This window comes from Nocardia niigatensis NBRC 100131, assembly GCF_000308655.1.
Lineage (GTDB): Bacteria > Actinomycetota > Actinomycetes > Mycobacteriales > Mycobacteriaceae > Nocardia > Nocardia niigatensis.
In genome coordinates, this window is record NZ_BAGC01000071.1 from 204,042 (window position 1) to 222,670 (window position 18,629).

Sequence of the window (18,629 nt, forward strand, 5' to 3'; positions counted from 1 at the left end):
ATGGGTTACGAGGCGAAGTTCAAGGTGTGGCGCGGCGACACCGAGGGCGGCGGCCTGCAGGACTTCACCGTGCAGGTGAACGAGGGCGAGGTGGTGCTCGACATCATCCACCGTTTGCAGGCCACCCAGGCGCCGGATCTGGCGGTGCGCTGGAACTGCAAGGCAGGCAAGTGCGGTTCGTGCTCGGCGGAGGTGAACGGGCGGCCGCGGCTGCTGTGCATGACCCGCATGTCGACCTTCACCGAGGACGAGATCGTCACGGTGACGCCGATGCGCACCTTCCCGGTAATTCGCGACCTGGTCACGGATGTGTCCTTCAACTACCAGAAGGCGCGCGAAGTACCGTCTTTCACGCCGCCGGTGGATCTCAAACCGGGCGAGTACCGGATGCAGCAGGCCGATGTGGAACGGTCGCAGGAATTCCGCAAGTGCATCGAATGCTTCCTGTGCCAGAACATCTGTCACGTGGTGCGTGATCACGAGGACAACAAGCACGCATTCTCCGGGCCGCGATACCTGATGCGTATTGCCGAACTCGAAATGCATCCTTTGGATGTGGCCGACCGGCGCGAACTCGCGCAGGAGGACGCGGGCCTGGGATTCTGCAACATCACGAAGTGCTGTACGGAGGTCTGCCCCGAGCACATCAAGATCACTGATAACGCGCTGATTCCGCTCAAGGAACGCGTGGTCGATCGGAAATACGATCCGATCGTCTGGCTCGGAAACAAACTTTTCCGTCGCTGACGGCGATTTCCCGGCATACGGCCACGGTGGCCCCGCGTTCCGGCGCGGGGCCACCGTCGTCACCGAGCCCGTAGTTGATCACGAAACGGCGGCCGTTCGACAACGGAAGTATGTTTGCGGTGGCTAAGCATGGGTATCCAACTATTCGTGGACCGAGGACTCAAGAATGCACGTCCCCGGTACCGGAAAATGGCTCCCGATGACTGGGTCGAACGGCTGATCGTAGGGATGCTCTTCGCGGTATCGGCGATGGGCGTATACGTACTCACCGGCGCACTGATGCCTGCCCTCGCCATCGGCGTGCTGGTCGCCGCCGTCGCGATGGGTGTGGTCGCAATCCTCTGAGGCGGGGGTTCACGGGTCGGGGCCCGTGAACCCTCGTTCAGCGAATCACCTGTCGAAGACCCCGTTTTCGAGGCCGGCCGTGAACGACCGCCACTCCGCCGCGCCGAACACCAGTGCCGGACCCTGCGGATTCTTGCTGTCCCGCACGCCCACTCGGCCCGCGGGCAGGAAAGCCACCTCGACGCACTCCTTACCGGCCCCGCTGCGGCTGCTCTTGAACCAGCGGGCCCCGGAAAGATCCACACTCATGCCGAATACTCCTTCGCCACCTGCCGGAGCAGGTTTCTGCTGTCCTGAACGTCCAACGCGCAGCGTTGCAGGCCCTCTTGCGCCCGCCGATAGCGCTGCACGTCGCCCTGTCTCTCGAGATACAGATCGCCGGTGAACCCCTCCACGTAGACCACCGGAGGCTCCACCGGTTGCCCTTTGCTGTCACATCCGAATTCCAGAATCACGAACGGGCCGGTCGAAAGTCCCAGGGGGACACCGGCGGCGAAGGGCAGGATGCGCAGCGCGACATTGGACCGGGTGCTCAGTTCCGCCAAGTGTCGCACCTGCGCCGCCATCACCCTTGCACCTCCCACCAGGCGGCGCAATACCGATTCGTGCAACACCATGGCGATGCTCGCGGGATGCATGCGGCGGGTGATCATGGCCTGCCGTTGCATGCGCAGCTGAACGCGCCGATCCACCTCCGCCACAGTCTCTTCCGGGTACCCGAGCCGGTTCAGGGCCCTTGCGTACTCGGCCGTCTGCAGCAGGCCCGGCACCAATTCGGATTGGTAGCAGGACAACTGCTGCGCGGATGCCTCCAGCCCCACGTAGACGTCGAAGTTCTCGGGAATCAGGTCGCCGTAGGAGTGCCACCAGCTCTTGACCGCCGCCTGCTGCGCCAAACCCTTGAGGCCCTCCGCGATTCCGGCGGGGATCCCGTAGATCCGGCACAGCTCCTGGATGTCGATGGTGCGGATGCGGTCCGCGTTGCCCTTCTCCAGCCGCTGCAAGGTGCTCGCGCCCCACTCCATCAGCTTGGCGGCTTCGGCGATGGTCAATCCCGCCTGGATGCGCCAGTCCCGTAGATAGCGGCCGAGCTGGCGGCGGGGCAGGGTGGATGACGCGGGACCCTCGGACACAACAGGCTCCATTCGCGGTCGCGGGCATGGATCGGGGCTCGACGGCGGGCGATGGCTTCGTCCACTTTGGAGAATCGTCCTCCCCCAAGTGGATTCACTGCTGGGAATTCGCGCAATTTTGCGTTCTCATTCCCGAAATTCGCCCGCTCGACGTCTGCTCGTGGTGTGCTGGAGATGTGCCCGGAGCGGTGTAGCTAGGCCCCTTTCCTTTCCTGAACCTCCGGGCACTTCAGGAACCAGCGGGAACGAGGAGTGGTCTGGACATGCAACTGACGTCTCTCAACATGCACATCGCCGGTCTGTCGCGCTGCCGTCGCGATCCGGGCGTGATGACCGTCGAACAAGCGCACGCCGCAATGCAATTGCACCTCGATTGCACGGTGCAGACCTGCAAGGTGCGCCGACGAGCCCGGGCGACGCTGGTCGAGGAGGGACGGTGTGTGCTCGACGAGCGAGCACTGCCATGACCGGCTACGACCGATTCGTTCACCGGATGCTGTGGCTGCTGCTCGACGCCCGGGCAGCACAGCTCCACGGCACAACTTCGCGGTCGGGATACCGGGGAAGGCCCCCGGCCACGATAAACGCTGCCGCACAGCGCTTTCGAGCGCCCCGCGCCTAACCTCCGGGCAGCGGTGGCGCAGTCCCCATCGCGTGCTGCAGCGCGGTTCGGCCCGTCCGCTCCACAGACGGCAGGCGGGCCGAACCGCACCCAAGATCCGGTGTGACGCTTACCCTGGAATCCATCGCACTTGTGCCCGGGGTGGAGGGGAACACCGTTGCTGGCCTTCGAAAAGCCGGATTATCCGGCGTGCCGGACCGCGTCGCTGTCCGATCTGGACGCGATCCGCGCGCTCGAGGTGGTCGAATTCGAGCATCTCGCCTATCCGTATTTCGTTCTGCGGCAACTCTTCGAGTTGCATGGAACAAACTGGACGGTTGCCGAAGATGACGGCGAGCTCTGTGGCTATGTGCTCACCGCCATCGACGGGGACCGCACGGCCTGGTTTCTCGGTTTCGCGGTGGCGGCCGAGTGCCGGGGTCGCGGCCACGGCCGGACATTGCTGGAAGCCGCTCTGGCCCAATGCCGTCAGGCCCGGGCCGAACAGGTCTTCGTCACGGTGAAGCCCGGCAATCGGGTCGCCTACCACCTCTACAAGGAGGTCGGCTTCGTATGGGCCGACCACGAGGTCGCCTACTTCGGCGCCGATGAGCCACGAGATGTGCTGGTGCACAAGATTTATCATTGATCATGCTCGAGAGAAGCGCTCCGTCGTCGCCATTCGTGGCGGATATGAGCATGCGTATCGAACGGCATGCCGATACCTACGCCGACAACGTCACCGAATTCCTCGCGCAGCCACACGGTCTGCGGCGGCGGGCGACCGAACAGCCGCTGCTGGACCTGTTCACCCGGCACACCGAGGCCGTCGTCGCCACCTACGATCCACCCGGAATCCGCAGGGCCGGCGACAGTCTCGTCTTCGGCCACATCTACGCGCCGGTCCTTGCGCACACCGCGACCGCGACCCCGCAACCGGTGCCGGTCAATCAGCTGATCGCCGCCCTCATCGCCGCCGAGGTGGAATTCCGCGGGCCACTGCGACTCAGCCGCACCCAGAACGGTCTGCTGGCCGAGGCGTACGAGCGACTGGGCCGCCCGCTGGTGCAGGCCGGACTGCCCGCGCACGCCGCCCTCGCCTACCGGCGCGCCGCCAGCCTCTACCGCATCGACGAGGACACCGATGCCGAGGACCGCTGTGGGCTGGCGCTGGCCCGCGCCCGGCGGCTGGCGCAGCCGGTGGCCTGGCGCCGGATCGGCGGCCTGTTCCCGGACCTCATCTGCGGCTACGGCTATCGCCCCTTCCGCATGCTGTGGTTCGTGGCCTTCCAGCTGCTGGTCTTCGTGGTGGCCGTGATGCTGCGCTCGGATCAGCCGCCGGCCATCACCGTGTTCCAGGTGTTCATGAACTATCTGAACCCGCTGGGCATCGGCGATACCGAGAGCCTGCGGGTCGGCGGGCGCGCGGTGTTCGTGATCGAGAGCTATCTGGGCGCGGTCACCATGTCGGTGTTCTTCGCGCTGCTGGTGCGCCGCTGGTTCCGGCTCTGATCCGGCCCGGTGTCACCACTGTGATCCGGTACGGCGTCACCACTGCACGGTGCTGATCTTGGAGCTGCGCAGCGCCGCCAGGGTGGCCACCGCCAGCCGGTCGCGCAGGTGTCCGATCTGCGCGGTCCACTGGCGGGTGAAGCCGGGATCGGATTCCAGTCGCGTCCACAGTTCGCGCAGCCGCGGCGGTGTGTGGGCGCCCGGCATCCACAGGTGCACCAGCTGTTCGAGCAGCGGCGCCAGTTCCTCGGACGGATCGCGTTCGGGCGCGGGCCGATCCGCCCCGGACAGCGCGGCTCCCAGGGTCGACAGCAGCCAGTCGTGGACGGCCAGATCCTCGCAGAAGCGTTGCACCGCACCCAGATCCCGGGCGGTCGGCACCATGATCCGCACCGACCGGGTGTGCTCGTCCTCGAGCCGGAACGCGAACAGGGTGCGCCCGCGCACCGTGCCGCCCACCGGCGGCGCGACCCGCGCGGCCCAGCGCAGCCGGGTGGCGCTGGACCGCACCGGCGGCTCCTGATCCAGGCCGGGATCGGTGCGCACCCGGGTGAGCAGCCGATCGCTGACCGAGCCCAGATCCAGCGTGCCGGCGCTGGAACCCTCGAGGAAGCCCTCGGTGAGATCGACCGCGGCCGCGGCATCGTCGGCGATCCGGTGCCACACCTCCAGCGTCCCGGCCCGGGACAGGTAGTGCGACCAGGGCCGGCGGTTCTTGTCGGCCGTCCGCACCACCGTCGAGCAGGCCGAACTCTGCACCACCCGGCCGCCGACCAGGATCGCGTGCGCGGCCACCGTGCCGATGGCGCGGTTCTCCGACCCCGACACCGTCGCCAGCTTGCAGTCCACGCCGACCGCCGAGCTCGGCGAAATCGCCAGGGCCAGTGGCCGTTCCCGCAGCAGCACCCGCTGCCCGGGCAGCAGCGACAGCAGCGCCGACGCCTCCCGGGCCGCGAGTCCCCCCGCATTGGGCAGCAATGCCGTGCGTACCTCGCCCAGCAGCACCAGCGGATCGCTCATGGCTCCGCCTCACTGCGCTCGGCTCCGCCATGCGCGATCCACACTGCGCCCGTGGTTCGCTCGCTGCGCTCGCTCACGTGGCGGCCACCTCAGACATCACCCAGGAAGATATGGTTCAACCGGTGGGTGGCCTGGCGTGGCACCTCCACCGGAATTCGCTCGCCCGCACCGCGTTCGGCGAGCTTGGCCTGCACGTCGTCGTCGAGTTGCAGGTGGTCGAGGATGACCCGCACGGCGTGCTCGATACCCAGGTAGCTGTGGGGCAGCACCGACAGCGCCCGATAGGCCGCGAAGGGCTTGGCCTTCGGATTCAGCTTCACCACCGCGGGCAGCCGGGACCACTCGCTGGGCCACGGATCCTCCCACGGCACCGGCGCGGCCACCATGGCGCCCTCGTTGCGAATCAGGCCCAGCCGCAACAACTGCCAGATGGCGGCCAGGAACGGGCACGACCAGAGCGTGCGCTCCACCTGCTGACCACCCTCCTCCTCCAGCCGGCGGCTCCACAGCTGCACGTCCAGGAAGATGGAGTGGTTGCGCGCGCCGAATTCCTCCGGCGGCCGATACCGGGCGATCCGCATGGCCTGTCCCGCATCGAATTCCGAGGAGCGGCGGCCGTTGCAGAGCCAGCCGGACTCGACGGTGGGCGGGCGGCGGCCGGTGCTGTCGCGCTCGGGTTCGGCGACGATGCGGGCGGCCATCATCTCGGCCAGCCGCACCGGCTCGCCCACGGGTTCGCCGTCCAGGAACGACGGCACCTCCGCGCAGCCCGCCTCGCGCGCCAGATAGTCGATGGTGACTCCGCATTCGTCCGCCGCCGCCAGCAGCTTCTCCAGCACCTGGCGCGGGTCGGCGTTGCGCCGCGCGTCCCGCGGGCGGTTGGCGCGGGTCCAGAAGTAGTCGTCGACCAGGAAGCACGTGCTGACCCGCGCGCCCGTGCCGAATTCCGCTTCGGCCGCGGCGATCTGGGCCTGGACGATGGGAGCCACCCGGCGCAGCTGCGCGTGAATGCGGTCGACGCCGTTGACCAGCTCGTCCATGTAGAAGTGCCCGACCTCGATGGACAGATGCGACAGCGGTTGCCCGGCGACGCGATTGCGCTCGCCCGCCTCGCTGTAGTCGGTCGCGGAGCTCATCGGCGCACCTCCACCTGTTCCCAGACGGCGTCGTTCATGAGTTTCTCGGTGAGCAGGCGGAATGCGGCCACGGTCTCGGCATTGGCGACGTGGGCGGCCACATCCACATCCAGGATCACCTGTTCCCGGCACTGCAGCATCGGTTCCACCGGGATCTTGCCCAGTATCCCGCTCTCACCCATGCCGTGCCGGTTGGCCGCGCGGGTCAATGTGTTGTGTTGTTCCTGCAGCCAGGCCGCCTGGGCCGGGCGCAGGCCGGCGGTCAGGTTGAGTTCGGGCACGGCGGTGCGGATGAAGCGCAGCGAGTTCAGCAGTTCGGCCCGGTCGTGACCCCAGGCCTCGCCCACGGCCAGCACGCCGTGCTCGTCGTGGACCAAGCCGCGGGCCGCCGCGATGTGCTGGCGGGTCCAGCGGTGGAAGATGAGCCAGCGGCACACCGCGCGGGAAAGCTGCGGGTGGCGGGTGGCGCTGAGCGCGAGGGCCAGTGCGATGGAGCGGCCCGCGCTCAGATCCACGAAGGTGACATTGAATTCCTGCTCGCAGGTGGCGAACAGGGCCGCGCAGCGGTCGATCATGCGCTCGTCGAGAGTGGTGAACTCGGAGCCGCCGAGGTCGCCGGGGAACAGCACCAGCCGGCCGGACGGGTGCCGGGAGCGGCTCAGTTCCATCCGGTCGGTCTCGGAACGCACGCTCAGCCGCGCCGGCGTCCCGTTCTCGTCGAGCAGGTACGCGTGCAGTCCCGTCCCGTCCCGGACGCCGTTGTCGATCCGGCTGATCTCGAAGGTGCCGCCCGCGGTGGGGGATCCGAAATCGAAGTCCAGATACGCGACCTTGTACCCCTTCATGCTCAGCCAGTAGGCCATGTTGCAGCTGGTGACCGAGCGGCCGGTGCCGCCCTTGTCGGACGAGGAGAACACGAGCACGATCACACACTCCTGGTGGCGTCGAACCGGGCGTAGGCGAGCTCGTCCAGTTCCAGCAGGGCCTGCGAGGCGAGACTGACGGCGGTGCCGGGGCGTTCGTCGATGAGGCGGCGGGCCCGCTCGAGCCGCTGCTCGGCCAGCGCCAGCGCGGTGCGGCTCGGCGACACGTCGGTCTCGCTGAGCTCCAGCATCTCCCGGTTGAGCAGGTGCTCGGCCTCTGTGAGCAGCTCCATGGCCCGGGTCACCGAGGTCGGCGCGCGCAGCGGCGGCTCCCGGTACATGCGCGCGGCGGTCACCATGCACTCGACCACGCGCTCGGTGAGATACCAGGAGGGCAGCGGACTTTCGGGTCCGCCGAAGATGCGGCTGGGATCGTCCCACAGACCCGTCGCCGGTCCCTCGCGGAAGGCGCGGAGGTCGAGATGGTCCATGGTGGCCTGCGCCAGTGCCATCAGCTGGTCGCGGGTCTCGATGGTGCCGGAGAGGCGGGCGGCCTGCAGGGTGCGTTTCAAAAGCACGGTGGCGTAGTCGGATACCGTCCACAGCAGCAGCGGACCGTCCAGTTCCTCGCTGCCCAGCAGCCGCAGGCTCACGCCGGGGGTGTGCATGACGCGGGCGGGATCGTCGGCGGTGAACCGGCGCACGATGCGGCCGCGGCGGGCCAGTTCATCGAAAATCGTTGCGGCGCGGTCCAGGTCGTCGTCATTGGCGTCGCGATTGAGCAGATCCTGCATGAGCACCGCGGACACGATGAGACTGAAGTAGTCCGATTCCTCGCCGTCGGAGGTGCGCCACGGAATGTCCTCGAGCGGCCAGCGCCCGGTGCCGAAGCGCGCCACCGCCGCCCAGTAGCGCTGTGCCAGATCCCAGCGCAGCTGCAGGGCCTCGGCCAGCCGACGCTGCTGGGCGTTGAGCAGGTCGAGCTCGCGGGTGCGCGTCGAGGTCAGGTCGTTGATGCCGTCCAGCGCCACTACGGTGAAGTGCAGGTAGGGACGGGCGACGGCGTGGCCGGGCTGATCCGCGATGGGCATGTCCACGAAGTCGATGGTCGCGGCCTTGCGCACAATGGCCCAGCTCCAACCGCATTCGAACAGCATGTCGGCGCTGTCCAGGTCGACGCCCTCCACCTGGCTGAGCGTGGCGTCGTTGCGCAGCCGGATCCGCACCCGGTCCAGGCGCTGCTGCACGGCGTGCACCACCGCGTCGGTGGAACCGCCGGTCTGGTTGAGCATCGACAGCATGGCCTGCCCCGCATCGGACTTGGGCGAGACGGTGTTCACGACGAAGCTGCGGATCAGGCCCACCATGGCAGCGGTGAGCCGGACATTGATCAGGGTGTCGAGCCGCTCGATGCGCGGTCCCAGCTCCACGGCCAGCTTGATGCGCCGGCCCACGGCCAGCTCGGCGACCGGTCCGCTGAAGCCGCGCAGGAACTTCAGCGCGGCCAGGCACAGGGTCAGCGACATCGAATAGGAGTCGACGACCTCCAGCGCCTGCTGCTCCGGCGTCGGATCAGCGCCGTTGGAGGAGGCCAGATAGCTTCCCGCGGCGAAGTTCGGCAGGCCGGCAGTGGAATCCGGCGTACTGCCGGTGTGGTCGGTGTGGCGGTCGATGTACTGCTCGAGCAGCCAGACCACCCGCTCGCCGATGCGCAGGCCGTTGTCGCCCAGTGGGGAGAGCACCTCGCGGATGTCGTCGGCGATCTCGTCGGGGTGTTCCAGCCCGAAGCCGTCGATCTCGGTAGCCGGGTACAGCAGGCACAGCAGCTGTTCGGCGTCGCTGATCGAGTTGGAGCCGTTGCGACCGCCCCAGACCCACTCGCCCTCGTGGTAACACGCGGTCAGCAGCGACCGCCAGACTCCGAGGATCTGTTCCCGTGGCTTGATTCTCATCGACGCCGTCCCCTGCCCTGTCGTGGCCAGCCTCGCCGCCCCGGCTAGGAACGAGCGCGGCACAAACTATCATGCGCCAGCCCTCCGCACCGGGTGGGAGGCAGTCCCGAAATCGCATCGCGCACAGCGCAATATCGGGCAGATCGGGCGTGGGAGGGCGAGGCGCCGGGACCGGCCCGGTAGCGTCGCGGATCATGGATCGGACGGTTCGGCGAGGATCGCCCCGGCGCGGACAGGCGGCGGTGGGCTACGCGCTGCTGCTGCCGAGCCTGATCGGGGTCGGGTGCTTCCTGCTGATGCCGATCGCGGTGGTGTTGTGGCTGAGTGTGCACAGCTGGAATCTGCTGGGGCCCATACGATTCACCGGGCTCGAGAACTGGCGGTCGGTGCTGGGGGATCGGCGGTTCGGGCATTCGCTGCTGGTGACATCGGCCCTCACGGCGCTGGTGGTGCCGGTGCAGACGGCGCTGGGGTTCGCGGTGGCGGCGGTGCTGGCGCGGCGCGGGCGGGGCGGGACGGTCCTGCGGGTGGTGTACGCGCTGCCGTGGATGTGCGCACCGGTCGCGGTGGGGGTGGTGTGGCAGTGGGTCTTCGCACCCACCGGCGGGGCGTTGAACGCGGCGCTGGGGCGGCGGGTGGAGTGGCTGAGCTCGCCGGCCCTGGCGCTGCCCGCGGTGGCCGCGGTCATCGTGTGGATGAATGTCGGGTATGTGGCGTTGTTCTTCGTCGCCGGGATCCGGGCCATACCGGCCGAGATCCTGGACGCGGGCGCGTTGGACGGGGCCACCGGCTGGCGGCGGATTCGCTGGCTGATCCTGCCGCTGCTACGCCCGACCATGTTCTTCGTGCTGGTCACCGGGGTGCTCAGTGTCTTCCAGACCTTCGACGCGGTGTACGCGCTGACCCGCGGCGGGCCCGACCACCACACGGATGTGGTTGCCATGCGGATGTATTCGGAGGCCTTCGAAGCCGCGCATCCGGGACGGGCCGCGGTCATGGCGGTGGTGGTGTTCGCGGTCATGTTCACGATCACTGTGGCGCAGCACCGCTATTTCCGGGATCGGACCAGCTATGAGTACTGACCGGCGGGCCGCGGGCCGGGCCGTGGCGGCCTACGCGGTGCTGATCCTCGGGGGGCTGCTGACGGTGGCCCCGCTGGTGCTCAGCGCCCTCACCGCGGTCAAGACGCCCAGGCAGTTCGCGAGCGAATCCGCCCTGGCCGCACCGCATCCGGCGACGCTGGACAACTTCCGCACCGTGCTGGACCAGGGGCTGGGCCGGGCGGTCGCGGTCACCGCCCTGATGACGGTCTGCATCACCTGCGGACAGCTGGTCACCTCGACCATGGCCGCATATGCTTTCGCGCGCACCAGTTTTCCCGGACGCGAGGTGCTGTTCTGGGTGTATCTCGGAACCATGATGGTGCCCAGCGCGGTCACGCTGGTGCCGCTGTACCTGATGTTCGCGAAACTGGGCTGGCTCAACAGTTTCTGGGCGCTGGTGCTGCCGTTGCTGTTCGGGTCGCCGTACGCGATCTTCCTGCTGCGCCAGTACTTCCGGGCCATCCCCGGGGAGATCATCGACGCGGCGCGAATGGACGGGGCCACCACCCTCGACATCCTGGTCAGCGTCGTGGTGCCGATGAGCCGGCCGGTCCTCGCCACCCTCGCCGTCATCACCGTGGTCTCGCAGTGGAACAGCTTCATGTGGCCGCTGGTCGCCGCGTCCGGCCCGAAATGGCAGGTGCTGACCGTGGCCACGGCGAATATGCAGACCCGGTACAACGCACAGTGGACGCTGATCATGGCCGCCACCACGCTGGCCATCGCGCCGCTGGTGTTGTTGTTCGTGGTGTTCCAGCGGCAGGTGCTGGCCGCCATCGCGGTGACGGGGCTGAAATGAACAGCCGGATCAAGGATTCGACGCGGACGGTGCTCGGGCTCGTCCTCGTCGCCGCGCTCCTGGTGGCGGCCGCCCTGTGGCTGGGCCGCGACGGCGAGAGCGGCGGGCGCACGGTGGTGCGGTTACGCATCTGGGATCAGAGTTTCGTCTCCGCCTATCGGGCCTCGCTGGACGAGTTCCAGCGCGCCAATCCCGATGTTGAGGTGCGAATCACGCTGGTGCCGTGGGCTTCCTACGCGCAGAAGCTGCGGCTGGATGTGGCGGGCGGGATCGCCGACGACCTGTTCTGGACCAACCTCTACGAGGACTACGCCGACAGCGGGCACCTGATGGACATCGGTGCGGCACTGGGACCACAGGCCGCGCAGGCCTGGGATCCGCGGGCCGTCGCGCAGTACACGCGCGCCGGAAAGCTCTGGGCGGTACCGCAATTCGTGGACGGCGGGACCGCGGTGTACATCAATCGGGACCTGCTGGCACAGGCCGGAGTCGATCCGGGCGAACTCGCCTCGGCGCGCTGGAATCCCGACCCGGGGCGGGATACCTTCCGGCCGCTGCTGCGGCGCCTGGCCCCGGTCTCGCAGTGGCCGTACAACGCCGCCAATGACTTTCAGTCCATCACGCTGCCCTACCTCGGCTCGGCGGGCGGGGAGCTGCAGCGCGACGGCCGGTTCGCCTTCGATTCCTCGCAGGGACGCGACGCCTTCGGCTACACGGTCGGGCTGGTCGCCGACCGGCTCTCCCCCTCGGCCGCGGACACCAACACCAGCGGCGATTTCGCCAAGAACGCCTTCTTGCAGGGGCGGATGGCGCTGTTCCAGTCGGGCACGTTCAATCTGGCCACGATTGCCCAGAATGCCGGATTCCATTGGGGATTGGCCATGATCCCCGAGGGCCCGGCCGGACGGATCAGCGCCGACAATGCCATCGGGCTGGCGGGCAATGCCGCCGGCCCGCATCCCGAGGCGGCGCGGCGGGTGCTGGCCTGGCTGGGCAGCGCGGCGGGCAACCGCTACCTCGGCCTCGGCGGCGCGACGATTCCGGCCGTGGTGTCCGAACAGCAGGTGTACCGGGACTATTGGGCCCGGCACGGGGTGGACGTGTCGCCGTTCTTCGATGTCCTGCGCGACAAGGCGATCGCGGCCGGCGGGGGCGCCGGGTTCCCGGCGGCATTGCAGGCGATCACGCCGATCTTCGACGACATGTACCTGGGCCGCATCCCGGTCCCGGACGCGCTGACCCGGGCGCAGCGCGAGGCCGACGCGGCGGCCGCCCAGCAGTGAGCGGCGTTCAGATGCGGCTGTGATCGGTATACGGCGTGCGCGGGCCGAACTTCGGTTTGCGGGCGAAACCGGCCAGGCCGAGCAGCCGCACGGCGCGATACCGGTGCGGGCGCAGCGGTTCCAGGTACTCGACCATCTCGTCGTCGTCGATCGGCCGGCCCAGCAGCGTCCAGCCGACCGTGGCGGCGAGATGGAAATCGCCCACCGACAGGGCATCCGGATCACCGAAAGCGCGCTGAGCGATCTCGGCGGCCGTCCACACCCCGATACCGGGCACGGTGCGCAGCCGGTGCGCGGCGTCGGCGTGACTCAGCCCCGCCGCCTCCTCCAGCTGCGCCGCGATACGCGCGGCCAGCACAATGGTTTTCGAGCGCTGCGGGCCCACATTGGCGCGATGGTAGACCCAGGACGGGATGTGCCGCCAGGTCTCGGCGTCCGGCATGATCCGCAGTCCCTGCGGAGCCGGGCCGGGCGCGGGAGTTCCATAGCGCCACACCAGTTTCCGCCAGGAATCATGGGCGGTCTTGGTATGCACCTTCTGCTCCAGCACCGCCGGGACCAGCGCCTCCCACACCAGGCCGGTGCGCAGCATGCGCAGGCCCGGATTGCGGCGATGCGCCTCGACCACCTTGGGGTGCTCGGGGGCGAAGTCGCTGAGGTCCTCGTCCAGGCAGAGCATGGCGGGCAGCCGCTCCAGGAACTCCGCCGCGCCCGGACCCCACGCGCGCGCGTCGACGGTCTGCCGATCGAGCTGGCGCAGGCGGTAGGTGACCTCGCCCGAAGGCAGGCGAGAGGCATGCCAATGCGAGCCGTCGGGGGTCTCGCGGTGACACGGATCGCCGAAGCCGCGGCGCAGGGGGAAGAGGGTGGCGGCCAGATCCACGGGCCGATCGGAGCGAAGGGTACGGGCGTGCTCGACGCTCGTCGCACCCGCGCTCTCGGAGGGCACGGTTGCGGACGGCGCTGAAGTCACCGCGCCATTCTATTGTTAACGCGAAGATCGACGGTGGCGATGATCAGTCCGATTGTCTTTGCTTGCTCGGCAAATGGATGGCATTCGCCACTGGGAGGTACACAGCATGATCACCAATCTGATCAATTTCCTGCTCGGTGTAATGGGCAACGTATTCGCCGGTAGCAGTGGTTACCAGATTGCGCCGGGCACGCTGCCGTTCGGCAGCTGATGATGAGGGAAGGGGCACCCGCCACGGCGGGTGCCCCTTCGTCTGTGCACATCGGGGTACGTCTGTGCACATCGAGGCCGCTACCCGCTCGTCACGGCCGGTCCAGCAGGAACTGGGCGAGATGGCGGGACGGCCGACCGGCCAGCTGCGCGGCCTGGGTCCGGCAGGAGAAGCCGTCGGCTATCAAGATCGAATTCGCCGGGGCCGCGCGCAGGGCCGGGAGCAGCCCGTTCTCGGCGACCGCGACCGAGACGTCGTAGTGGCCGCGCTGCATTCCGAAATTCCCAGCAAGTCCACAGCATCCAGTGATTTCGATCACTTCCGCGCCGGTGCCGCGCAGTATTCGCCGATCGGCCGCGAAGCCGAGCACGGCATGCTGATGACAGTGCGGCTGCACCAGCACGGTATGACCGCTGCGGTCCGGCGGCCGCCAGCCGGGCTCGCCCGCCAGGAATTCCGACAGGGTGCGCACCGCGCCCGCCACGGCGGCCGCCCGGGGATCCTCCGAGAGCAGCCGCGGGAGATCGTCACGCAGCGCGGCCGTGCACGACGGTTCCAGTCCGACCACCACGCCACCGGCGCCGACGTGTGCCGCGAGGGCATCGACGGTGGCGCGCAGCCGCTTTCGCGCGCCGTCCAGCTGGCCGGTGCTGATCCAGGTGAGACCGCAGCACACGCGGTCGTCCGGGATGCGCACGCGATGACCGAGTGATTCGATCAGTTCCACGGCGGCACCGGCGATCTCGGGATCGAAGGCGTCGGTGAAGGTGTCGATCCACAGCATGACGCCGGGTTCGGCGTCGCCGGTGCGGGCTCCCGACCGCCAGGAACGCCGGAAACTCCTGCGCGCCACCGCGGGCACCTCGCGCCGCGGATCCATGCCGGACAGCCGCAGGCCGGCTCGGCGCAGCGGGCCCGCCCCGCCGAGCGCGTTCACCAGCCGGGGGAACCGGGTCGCCGCGCCGAGCCAGCGCGGCAGGCGGCCCAGGGTGTAGTGGTCGATCGGGCGCGGCCGGTGCCGATAGCGGCGATACAGCGTCTCGGACTTGTAGGTCGCCATGTCGACGCCGGCGGGACAGTCGGAGTGACATGCCTTGCAGGACAGGCAGAGATCGAGGGACTCGGCCACCGCGCCCGACCGCCAGTCCAACGCGCCCCGGACCACCTCCTGCAGCACCCGGGCCCGGCCCCGGGTGTTGTCCTTCTCCTCGGCGGTGGCCAGATACGACGGGCACATGAATCCGCCCGCGGCGTGGGTGTCGGCGCGGCACTTGCCGATTCCGACGCAGCGATGCACGGCCGTGGCCAGGTCGCCGTCGGCGGGGAAGGCGAAGCCACCGGTCGTGGGCAGCGGGCGCAGTCCGGCCAGCCGCAGGTCGGCGTCGATCGGGCGCGGGTGCACGAGCACACCGGGATTCAGGACGGCGTCGGGGTCGAACAGCGCCTTGAAGCCCGCGAAGGCGTCGAGCGCCGCCTGGGAGTACATGAACCGCAACAGATCCGAGCGTGCCCGCCCGTCGCCGTGCTCGCCCGAGAGCGAGCCGCCGAACTTCACCACCTGCCGGGCGGCGTCCTCGAGGAACCGGCGGAAGCGTTGCGGCGCATCGGCGATCGGCAGATCCAGGCGCACATGGATGCAGCCGTCACCGAAATGGCCGTAGAGCAGGCCGTCCAGGCCGTGGTCCCGGAGGAGCGCCTCGAAATCGCGCAGATAGTCACCGAGGCGGCCGGGCGGCACGGCGGCGTCCTCCCAGCCCGGCCAGGCGGGACGGCCGTCTGGCGTGCGGCCCGCCAGGCCCGCGCCGTCGGCGCGAATGCCCCACAGCGCCTGTGCCTCGGCCCGGTCGGTGACCACGCGGGAATCCAGCGCGTGCGCGCTCGCGCGCAGCGACTCGGCCTGGTCCCGCGCCTGTTCGGCAGTGCCGCCGTCGATTTCGATCAGCAGCCAGCCACCGCCGCGCGGGAGTTCGGGCACGCCGCCGCGATGGGCACGCACCACATCGACCAGGCGGGCGTCCATGCCCTCCACGGCAATCGGCCGCACCGCCATGATCGCGGCGATATCGTCCGCGGCGGCCGGCATGTCGGGGTAGCCGAGCACCACCAGCACGGTCGCCGCGGGCACCGGGACCAGCCCGACAGTGGCCTCCAGCAGCAGTCCGCAGGTGCCCTCGGTGCCGACGAAGGCCTTCGCCACCGACGAACCGCGTTCCGGCAGCAGATGTTCCAGCCCGTAACCGGACGCCTGCCGCTCGAACCGACCCAGTTCGGTGCGAATGAGCGCCAGGTGGGCGCGGGTGAAATCGGGCAGGCCCGCGACGACGGACAGGTCCTCGCCCAGGGTCCGCTCGATGCCGAGCCCGTCGAGAATCCGCAACTCACGCACCGTATCCGAGGTGCGGCCCCAGGCCACGGCGCGCGGACCGCAGGCATTGTTGCCGATCATCCCGCCCAGCGTGCAGCGATTCTGGGTGGACGGGTCCGGGCCGAAGCGCAGACCGTGCGCGCCGGCCCGCCGCTGCAGCGCGGCCAGCACCACCCCGGGCTGCACCCGGGCGGTGCGCCGCTCGGGATCGAGGTCGAGGACGGCGTTCATGTGCCGGCTGAAGTCCAGTACCAGGCCCGGGCCGATCGCATTGCCCGCCACCGAGGTGCCCGCCCCGCGCGCGGTCACGGTCAGCCCCTCCGCACGCGCGACGTCCAGGGTCGCCGTCACATCGGCCGCGTCGCGCGGGAAGACGACTCCGCGCGGCGGCACCCGATAGTTGGAGGCATCCGAGGAGTACTCGGCCCGGCACCGGGGTCCGGTGTCGACCTCGCCGGTGATCACCCCGCGCAACGCTCGCTCCCACGCCTCGGTCACCCCCCAACCCTAGGCGCGCGCCGGATTCGGCCCGGGATTTCGCTCGCAGCGAACTGCTGACCTGCCCGGAAGCTCTTGATCTCAACCTTTGTTGAGGTCTTAGTGTCGGTGTACCGGGGTTCGATGGAACCCGGACCGGTGAGGAGCGGGATGAGTATCGAATCCGTGGCGTGGAATCAGCTCTATCGGCAGATGAACGCGCCCACAGAGCAGCGACCGCTGCGATTGGCCACAGCGCGGCGGATCCTCGCCTTCGCGCGGCCGCACCATCGGCGGCTGGTGGCTTTCCTGGTGTTCAGCATCGCGTCCGCGCTGCTGGCGGTGGCCACCCCGGTGCTGGCCGGGCGGGTGGTCGACGCCATCGTAGGCCACGGCGCGCCCCGCACGGTGATCACGCTGGCGGTGATCATCGCGGTGGTGGCGGTGCTGGATGCGGGGCTGGGGTTGGTGATCCGGTGGTTGTCGGCGCGCATCGGAGAAGGTCTCATCTTCGATCTGCGCACGGCGGTGTTCGACCACGTTCAGAAGATGCCGATCGCGTTCTTCACGCGTACCCGGACCGGCGCACTGGTGAGCCGGTTGAACAATGACGTCATCGGGGCGCAGCGCGCATTCAGCACCACTCTGAGCGGGGTCGTCACCAATGTCGTCACCCTCGCCCTCACCCTGGCCGTGATGCTGCGGCTGTCGTGGCAGATCACCCTGCTCGCCCTGGTCCTGCTGCCACTGTTCGTGATTCCCGCCCGGCGCATGGGCGAGCGGCTGGCCGGCATCCAGCGCGAGGCCGCCGGGCTGAACGCATCCATGAGCACCCAGATGACCGAGCGGTTCTCCGCGCCCGGCGCCACCCTGGTGAAGCTGTTCGGCCGGCCGCGGCAGGAGTCCGCGGAGTTCGGGCTGCGGGCCGGGCGGGTCCGCGATATCGGGGTGCGCACGGCCATGCTGCAGACGGTGTTCGTCACCGCGCTCACCCTGGTCTCGGCGCTGGCGCTGGCGCTGGTCTACGGGCTGGGCGGTTATCTGGCGCTGAAGGGTGAGCTGGAACCCGGTGCGGTGGTGGCGCTCTCGCTGCTGCTGACCCGGCTGTACTCGCCGCTCACCGCGCTGGCCAGCGCCCGGGTGGACGTGATGTCGGCGCTGGTGAGCTTCGAGCGGGTCTTCGAGATCCTGGATCTGAAACCGCTCATCGAGGATTCGCCGCTGGCGATGCCGGTGCCCGAGGGCCCCGTAGCGGTGGAGCTGGACGGCGTCACCTTCGGCTACCCGTCGGCCGACAAGGTGTCGCTGGCGTCGCTCGAGGATGTGGCCACGCTGGACACCCGCGGTGGTGAGGAAGTGCTGCACGAGGTCTCGCTGCGGGCCGAGCCCGGGCAGATGGTGGCGCTGGTCGGCTCCTCCGGGGCCGGGAAGTCCACCATCGCGCAATTGGTTTCGCGGCTCTACGACGTGGACTCCGGCGCGGTGCTGCTGGGCGGCAAGGATGTGCGCGAGCTGACCGGGCAGTCGATTCAGGACACGGTCGGCCTGGTCACCCAGGACGGGCACCTGTTCCACGAGTCCATTCGCGCCAATCTGCTGCTCGCCCGCCCCGGTGCCACCGAGGACGAGCTGTGGGATGCGCTGCGGCGCGCCCGGTTACGCGATCTCATCGAGTCGCTGCCCGACGGCCTGGACACCGTGGTCGGCGAGCGCGGCTACCGCCTCTCCGGCGGCGAACGCCAGCGCCTGACCATTGCCCGGCTGCTGCTCAAGCAGCCGCGCGTGGTGATCCTGGACGAGGCCACCGCCTCGCTGGACTCGACCTCCGAGGCCGCGGTGCAGGAGGCGCTGGCCGAGGCGCTCGACGGGCGCACCGCGCTGGTCATCGCACACCGGCTGTCCACCATCCGCAATGCCGATCAGATCCTGGTGCTCGAGCACGGCCGCATCGTGGAACGCGGCACACACGCCGAACTGCTCGCCGCGGACGGGCGCTACACCGAGCTCTACCGCACCCAGTTCGCCGACTCGAGCGCACCGGCAACGGTCTGATCGGACCGGACGCGTTGCCGGATCGGCAAAAGGATTCGAGCGCACCGCGGGGCTGCC

Annotated in this window: 17 protein-coding genes; 9 read left to right on the forward strand and 8 right to left on the reverse strand. The window is 69.1% G+C overall.

Going from position 1 to position 18,629, the window contains the following annotated elements:
* Together ON33_RS30180 and ON33_RS40095 are read left to right on the forward strand one after the other, a co-directional pair.
* Positions 1-747 carry a succinate dehydrogenase/fumarate reductase iron-sulfur subunit gene (locus tag ON33_RS30180; protein ID WP_040862488.1) on the forward strand — a complete coding sequence of 249 codons (747 nt, stop codon included), beginning with the start codon at positions 1-3 and terminating at the stop codon, positions 745-747.
* A gap of 189 nt (positions 748-936) precedes the next feature.
* Positions 937-1,092, forward strand: a complete 156-nt coding sequence (locus ON33_RS40095; RefSeq protein WP_169336853.1) for a hypothetical protein — start codon at positions 937-939, stop codon at positions 1,090-1,092.
* Positions 1,093-1,137: 45 nt separating this feature from the next.
* Here ON33_RS40095 and ON33_RS30190 read toward each other — a convergent pair whose 3' ends face one another.
* Complete coding sequence (locus tag ON33_RS30190; RefSeq protein ID WP_040862489.1) at positions 1,138-1,341, reverse strand: DUF397 domain-containing protein; 204 nt, start codon at positions 1,339-1,341, stop codon at positions 1,138-1,140.
* Positions 1,338-2,225 carry a helix-turn-helix domain-containing protein gene (locus tag ON33_RS30195; RefSeq protein WP_040862490.1) on the reverse strand — a complete coding sequence of 296 codons (888 nt, stop codon included), beginning with the start codon at positions 2,223-2,225 and terminating at the stop codon, positions 1,338-1,340. The genes ON33_RS30190 and ON33_RS30195 overlap by 4 nt, the downstream gene beginning before the upstream one ends.
* 263 nt (positions 2,226-2,488) lie before the next feature.
* Between ON33_RS30195 and ON33_RS30200 the strand changes: the two genes are divergently transcribed.
* From ON33_RS30200 to ON33_RS30210, 3 genes are all read left to right on the forward strand, one after another.
* Entirely contained in the window at positions 2,489-2,692 is a 204-nt protein-coding gene (locus ON33_RS30200; protein WP_040862491.1) for a hypothetical protein, read from the forward strand.
* A gap of 312 nt (positions 2,693-3,004) precedes the next feature.
* Positions 3,005-3,475 (forward strand): GNAT family N-acetyltransferase, encoded by a 471-nt coding sequence (locus ON33_RS30205; RefSeq protein WP_157184787.1) that lies wholly within the window; start codon positions 3,005-3,007, stop codon positions 3,473-3,475.
* 50 nt (positions 3,476-3,525) lie between these two features.
* Positions 3,526-4,338 (forward strand): hypothetical protein, encoded by an 813-nt coding sequence (locus ON33_RS30210; RefSeq protein ID WP_157184788.1) that lies wholly within the window; start codon positions 3,526-3,528, stop codon positions 4,336-4,338.
* Positions 4,339-4,374: 36 nt separating this feature from the next.
* Here ON33_RS30210 and ON33_RS30215 read toward each other — a convergent pair whose 3' ends face one another.
* The 4 genes from ON33_RS30215 to ON33_RS30230 all read right to left on the reverse strand — a co-directional run bounded on the left by ON33_RS30215 (position 4,375) and on the right by ON33_RS30230 (position 9,309).
* On the reverse strand, positions 4,375-5,358 hold the full coding sequence (locus tag ON33_RS30215; protein WP_040862493.1) for an SCO2521 family protein: 984 nt from the start codon (positions 5,356-5,358) through the stop codon (positions 4,375-4,377).
* An 89-nt stretch (positions 5,359-5,447) separates the two neighbouring features.
* A complete protein-coding gene (locus tag ON33_RS30220; protein ID WP_040862494.1) occupies positions 5,448-6,494 on the reverse strand; it encodes an SCO2522 family protein in 1,047 nt (348 codons plus the stop codon).
* Positions 6,491-7,423 (reverse strand): SCO2523 family variant P-loop protein, encoded by a 933-nt coding sequence (locus tag ON33_RS30225; protein ID WP_245550841.1) that lies wholly within the window; start codon positions 7,421-7,423, stop codon positions 6,491-6,493. Before ON33_RS30225 ends, ON33_RS30220 begins: the two co-directional genes overlap by 4 nt.
* Positions 7,420-9,309 (reverse strand): SCO2524 family protein, encoded by a 1,890-nt coding sequence (locus tag ON33_RS30230; protein WP_040862495.1) that lies wholly within the window; start codon positions 9,307-9,309, stop codon positions 7,420-7,422. Before ON33_RS30230 ends, ON33_RS30225 begins: the two co-directional genes overlap by 4 nt.
* A 194-nt stretch (positions 9,310-9,503) precedes the next feature.
* On the opposite strand from ON33_RS30230, the gene ON33_RS30235 reads away from it, so the two are divergent.
* Genes ON33_RS30235 through ON33_RS30245 form a run of 3 tightly spaced genes read left to right on the forward strand, consistent with a single transcriptional unit; the run spans position 9,504 to position 12,494 of the window.
* On the forward strand, positions 9,504-10,391 hold the full coding sequence (locus ON33_RS30235) for a carbohydrate ABC transporter permease (RefSeq protein ID WP_040862496.1): 888 nt from the start codon (positions 9,504-9,506) through the stop codon (positions 10,389-10,391).
* Positions 10,381-11,211, forward strand: a complete 831-nt coding sequence (locus ON33_RS30240) for a carbohydrate ABC transporter permease (protein WP_040862497.1) — start codon at positions 10,381-10,383, stop codon at positions 11,209-11,211. Before ON33_RS30235 ends, ON33_RS30240 begins: the two co-directional genes overlap by 11 nt.
* An 8-nt stretch (positions 11,212-11,219) precedes the next feature.
* Positions 11,220-12,494, forward strand: a complete 1,275-nt coding sequence (locus ON33_RS30245) for an extracellular solute-binding protein (RefSeq protein ID WP_085996864.1) — start codon at positions 11,220-11,222, stop codon at positions 12,492-12,494.
* A gap of 7 nt (positions 12,495-12,501) precedes the next feature.
* On the opposite strand, the gene ON33_RS30250 is transcribed toward ON33_RS30245, so the two are convergent.
* A complete protein-coding gene (locus ON33_RS30250) occupies positions 12,502-13,467 on the reverse strand; it encodes a DNA-3-methyladenine glycosylase family protein (protein ID WP_444543769.1) in 966 nt (321 codons plus the stop codon).
* A gap of 302 nt (positions 13,468-13,769) precedes the next feature.
* Positions 13,770-16,541: an FAD-binding and (Fe-S)-binding domain-containing protein gene (locus tag ON33_RS30255; protein WP_040862500.1), complete on the reverse strand. Its 2,772-nt coding sequence runs from the start codon at positions 16,539-16,541 to the stop codon at positions 13,770-13,772.
* A gap of 150 nt (positions 16,542-16,691) precedes the next feature.
* Between ON33_RS30255 and ON33_RS30260 the strand changes: the two genes are divergently transcribed.
* On the forward strand, positions 16,692-18,572 hold the full coding sequence (locus ON33_RS30260; protein ID WP_040862501.1) for an ABC transporter ATP-binding protein: 1,881 nt from the start codon (positions 16,692-16,694) through the stop codon (positions 18,570-18,572).
* Positions 18,573-18,629 lie beyond the last annotated feature (57 nt).

What these genes read in the sequence shown, in the direction of transcription:
- ON33_RS30180 (WP_040862488.1), top strand. Translation starts at nt 1, where the DNA reads ATGGGTTACGAGGCGAAGTTCAAGGTGTGGCGCGGCGACACCGAGGGC.
- ON33_RS40095 (WP_169336853.1), top strand. Translation starts at nt 937, where the DNA reads ATGGCTCCCGATGACTGGGTCGAACGGCTGATCGTAGGGATGCTCTTC.
- ON33_RS30190 (WP_040862489.1), bottom strand. Translation starts at nt 1,341, where the DNA reads ATGAGTGTGGATCTTTCCGGGGCCCGCTGGTTCAAGAGCAGCCGCAGC.
- ON33_RS30200 (WP_040862491.1), top strand. Translation starts at nt 2,489, where the DNA reads ATGCAACTGACGTCTCTCAACATGCACATCGCCGGTCTGTCGCGCTGC.
- ON33_RS30210 (WP_157184788.1), top strand. Translation starts at nt 3,526, where the DNA reads ATGCGTATCGAACGGCATGCCGATACCTACGCCGACAACGTCACCGAA.
- ON33_RS30215 (WP_040862493.1), bottom strand. Translation starts at nt 5,358, where the DNA reads ATGAGCGATCCGCTGGTGCTGCTGGGCGAGGTACGCACGGCATTGCTG.
- ON33_RS30220 (WP_040862494.1), bottom strand. Translation starts at nt 6,494, where the DNA reads ATGAGCTCCGCGACCGACTACAGCGAGGCGGGCGAGCGCAATCGCGTC.
- ON33_RS30230 (WP_040862495.1), bottom strand. Translation starts at nt 9,309, where the DNA reads ATGAGAATCAAGCCACGGGAACAGATCCTCGGAGTCTGGCGGTCGCTG.
- ON33_RS30235 (WP_040862496.1), top strand. Translation starts at nt 9,504, where the DNA reads ATGGATCGGACGGTTCGGCGAGGATCGCCCCGGCGCGGACAGGCGGCG.
- ON33_RS30240 (WP_040862497.1), top strand. Translation starts at nt 10,381, where the DNA reads ATGAGTACTGACCGGCGGGCCGCGGGCCGGGCCGTGGCGGCCTACGCG.
- ON33_RS30260 (WP_040862501.1), top strand. Translation starts at nt 16,692, where the DNA reads ATGAGTATCGAATCCGTGGCGTGGAATCAGCTCTATCGGCAGATGAAC.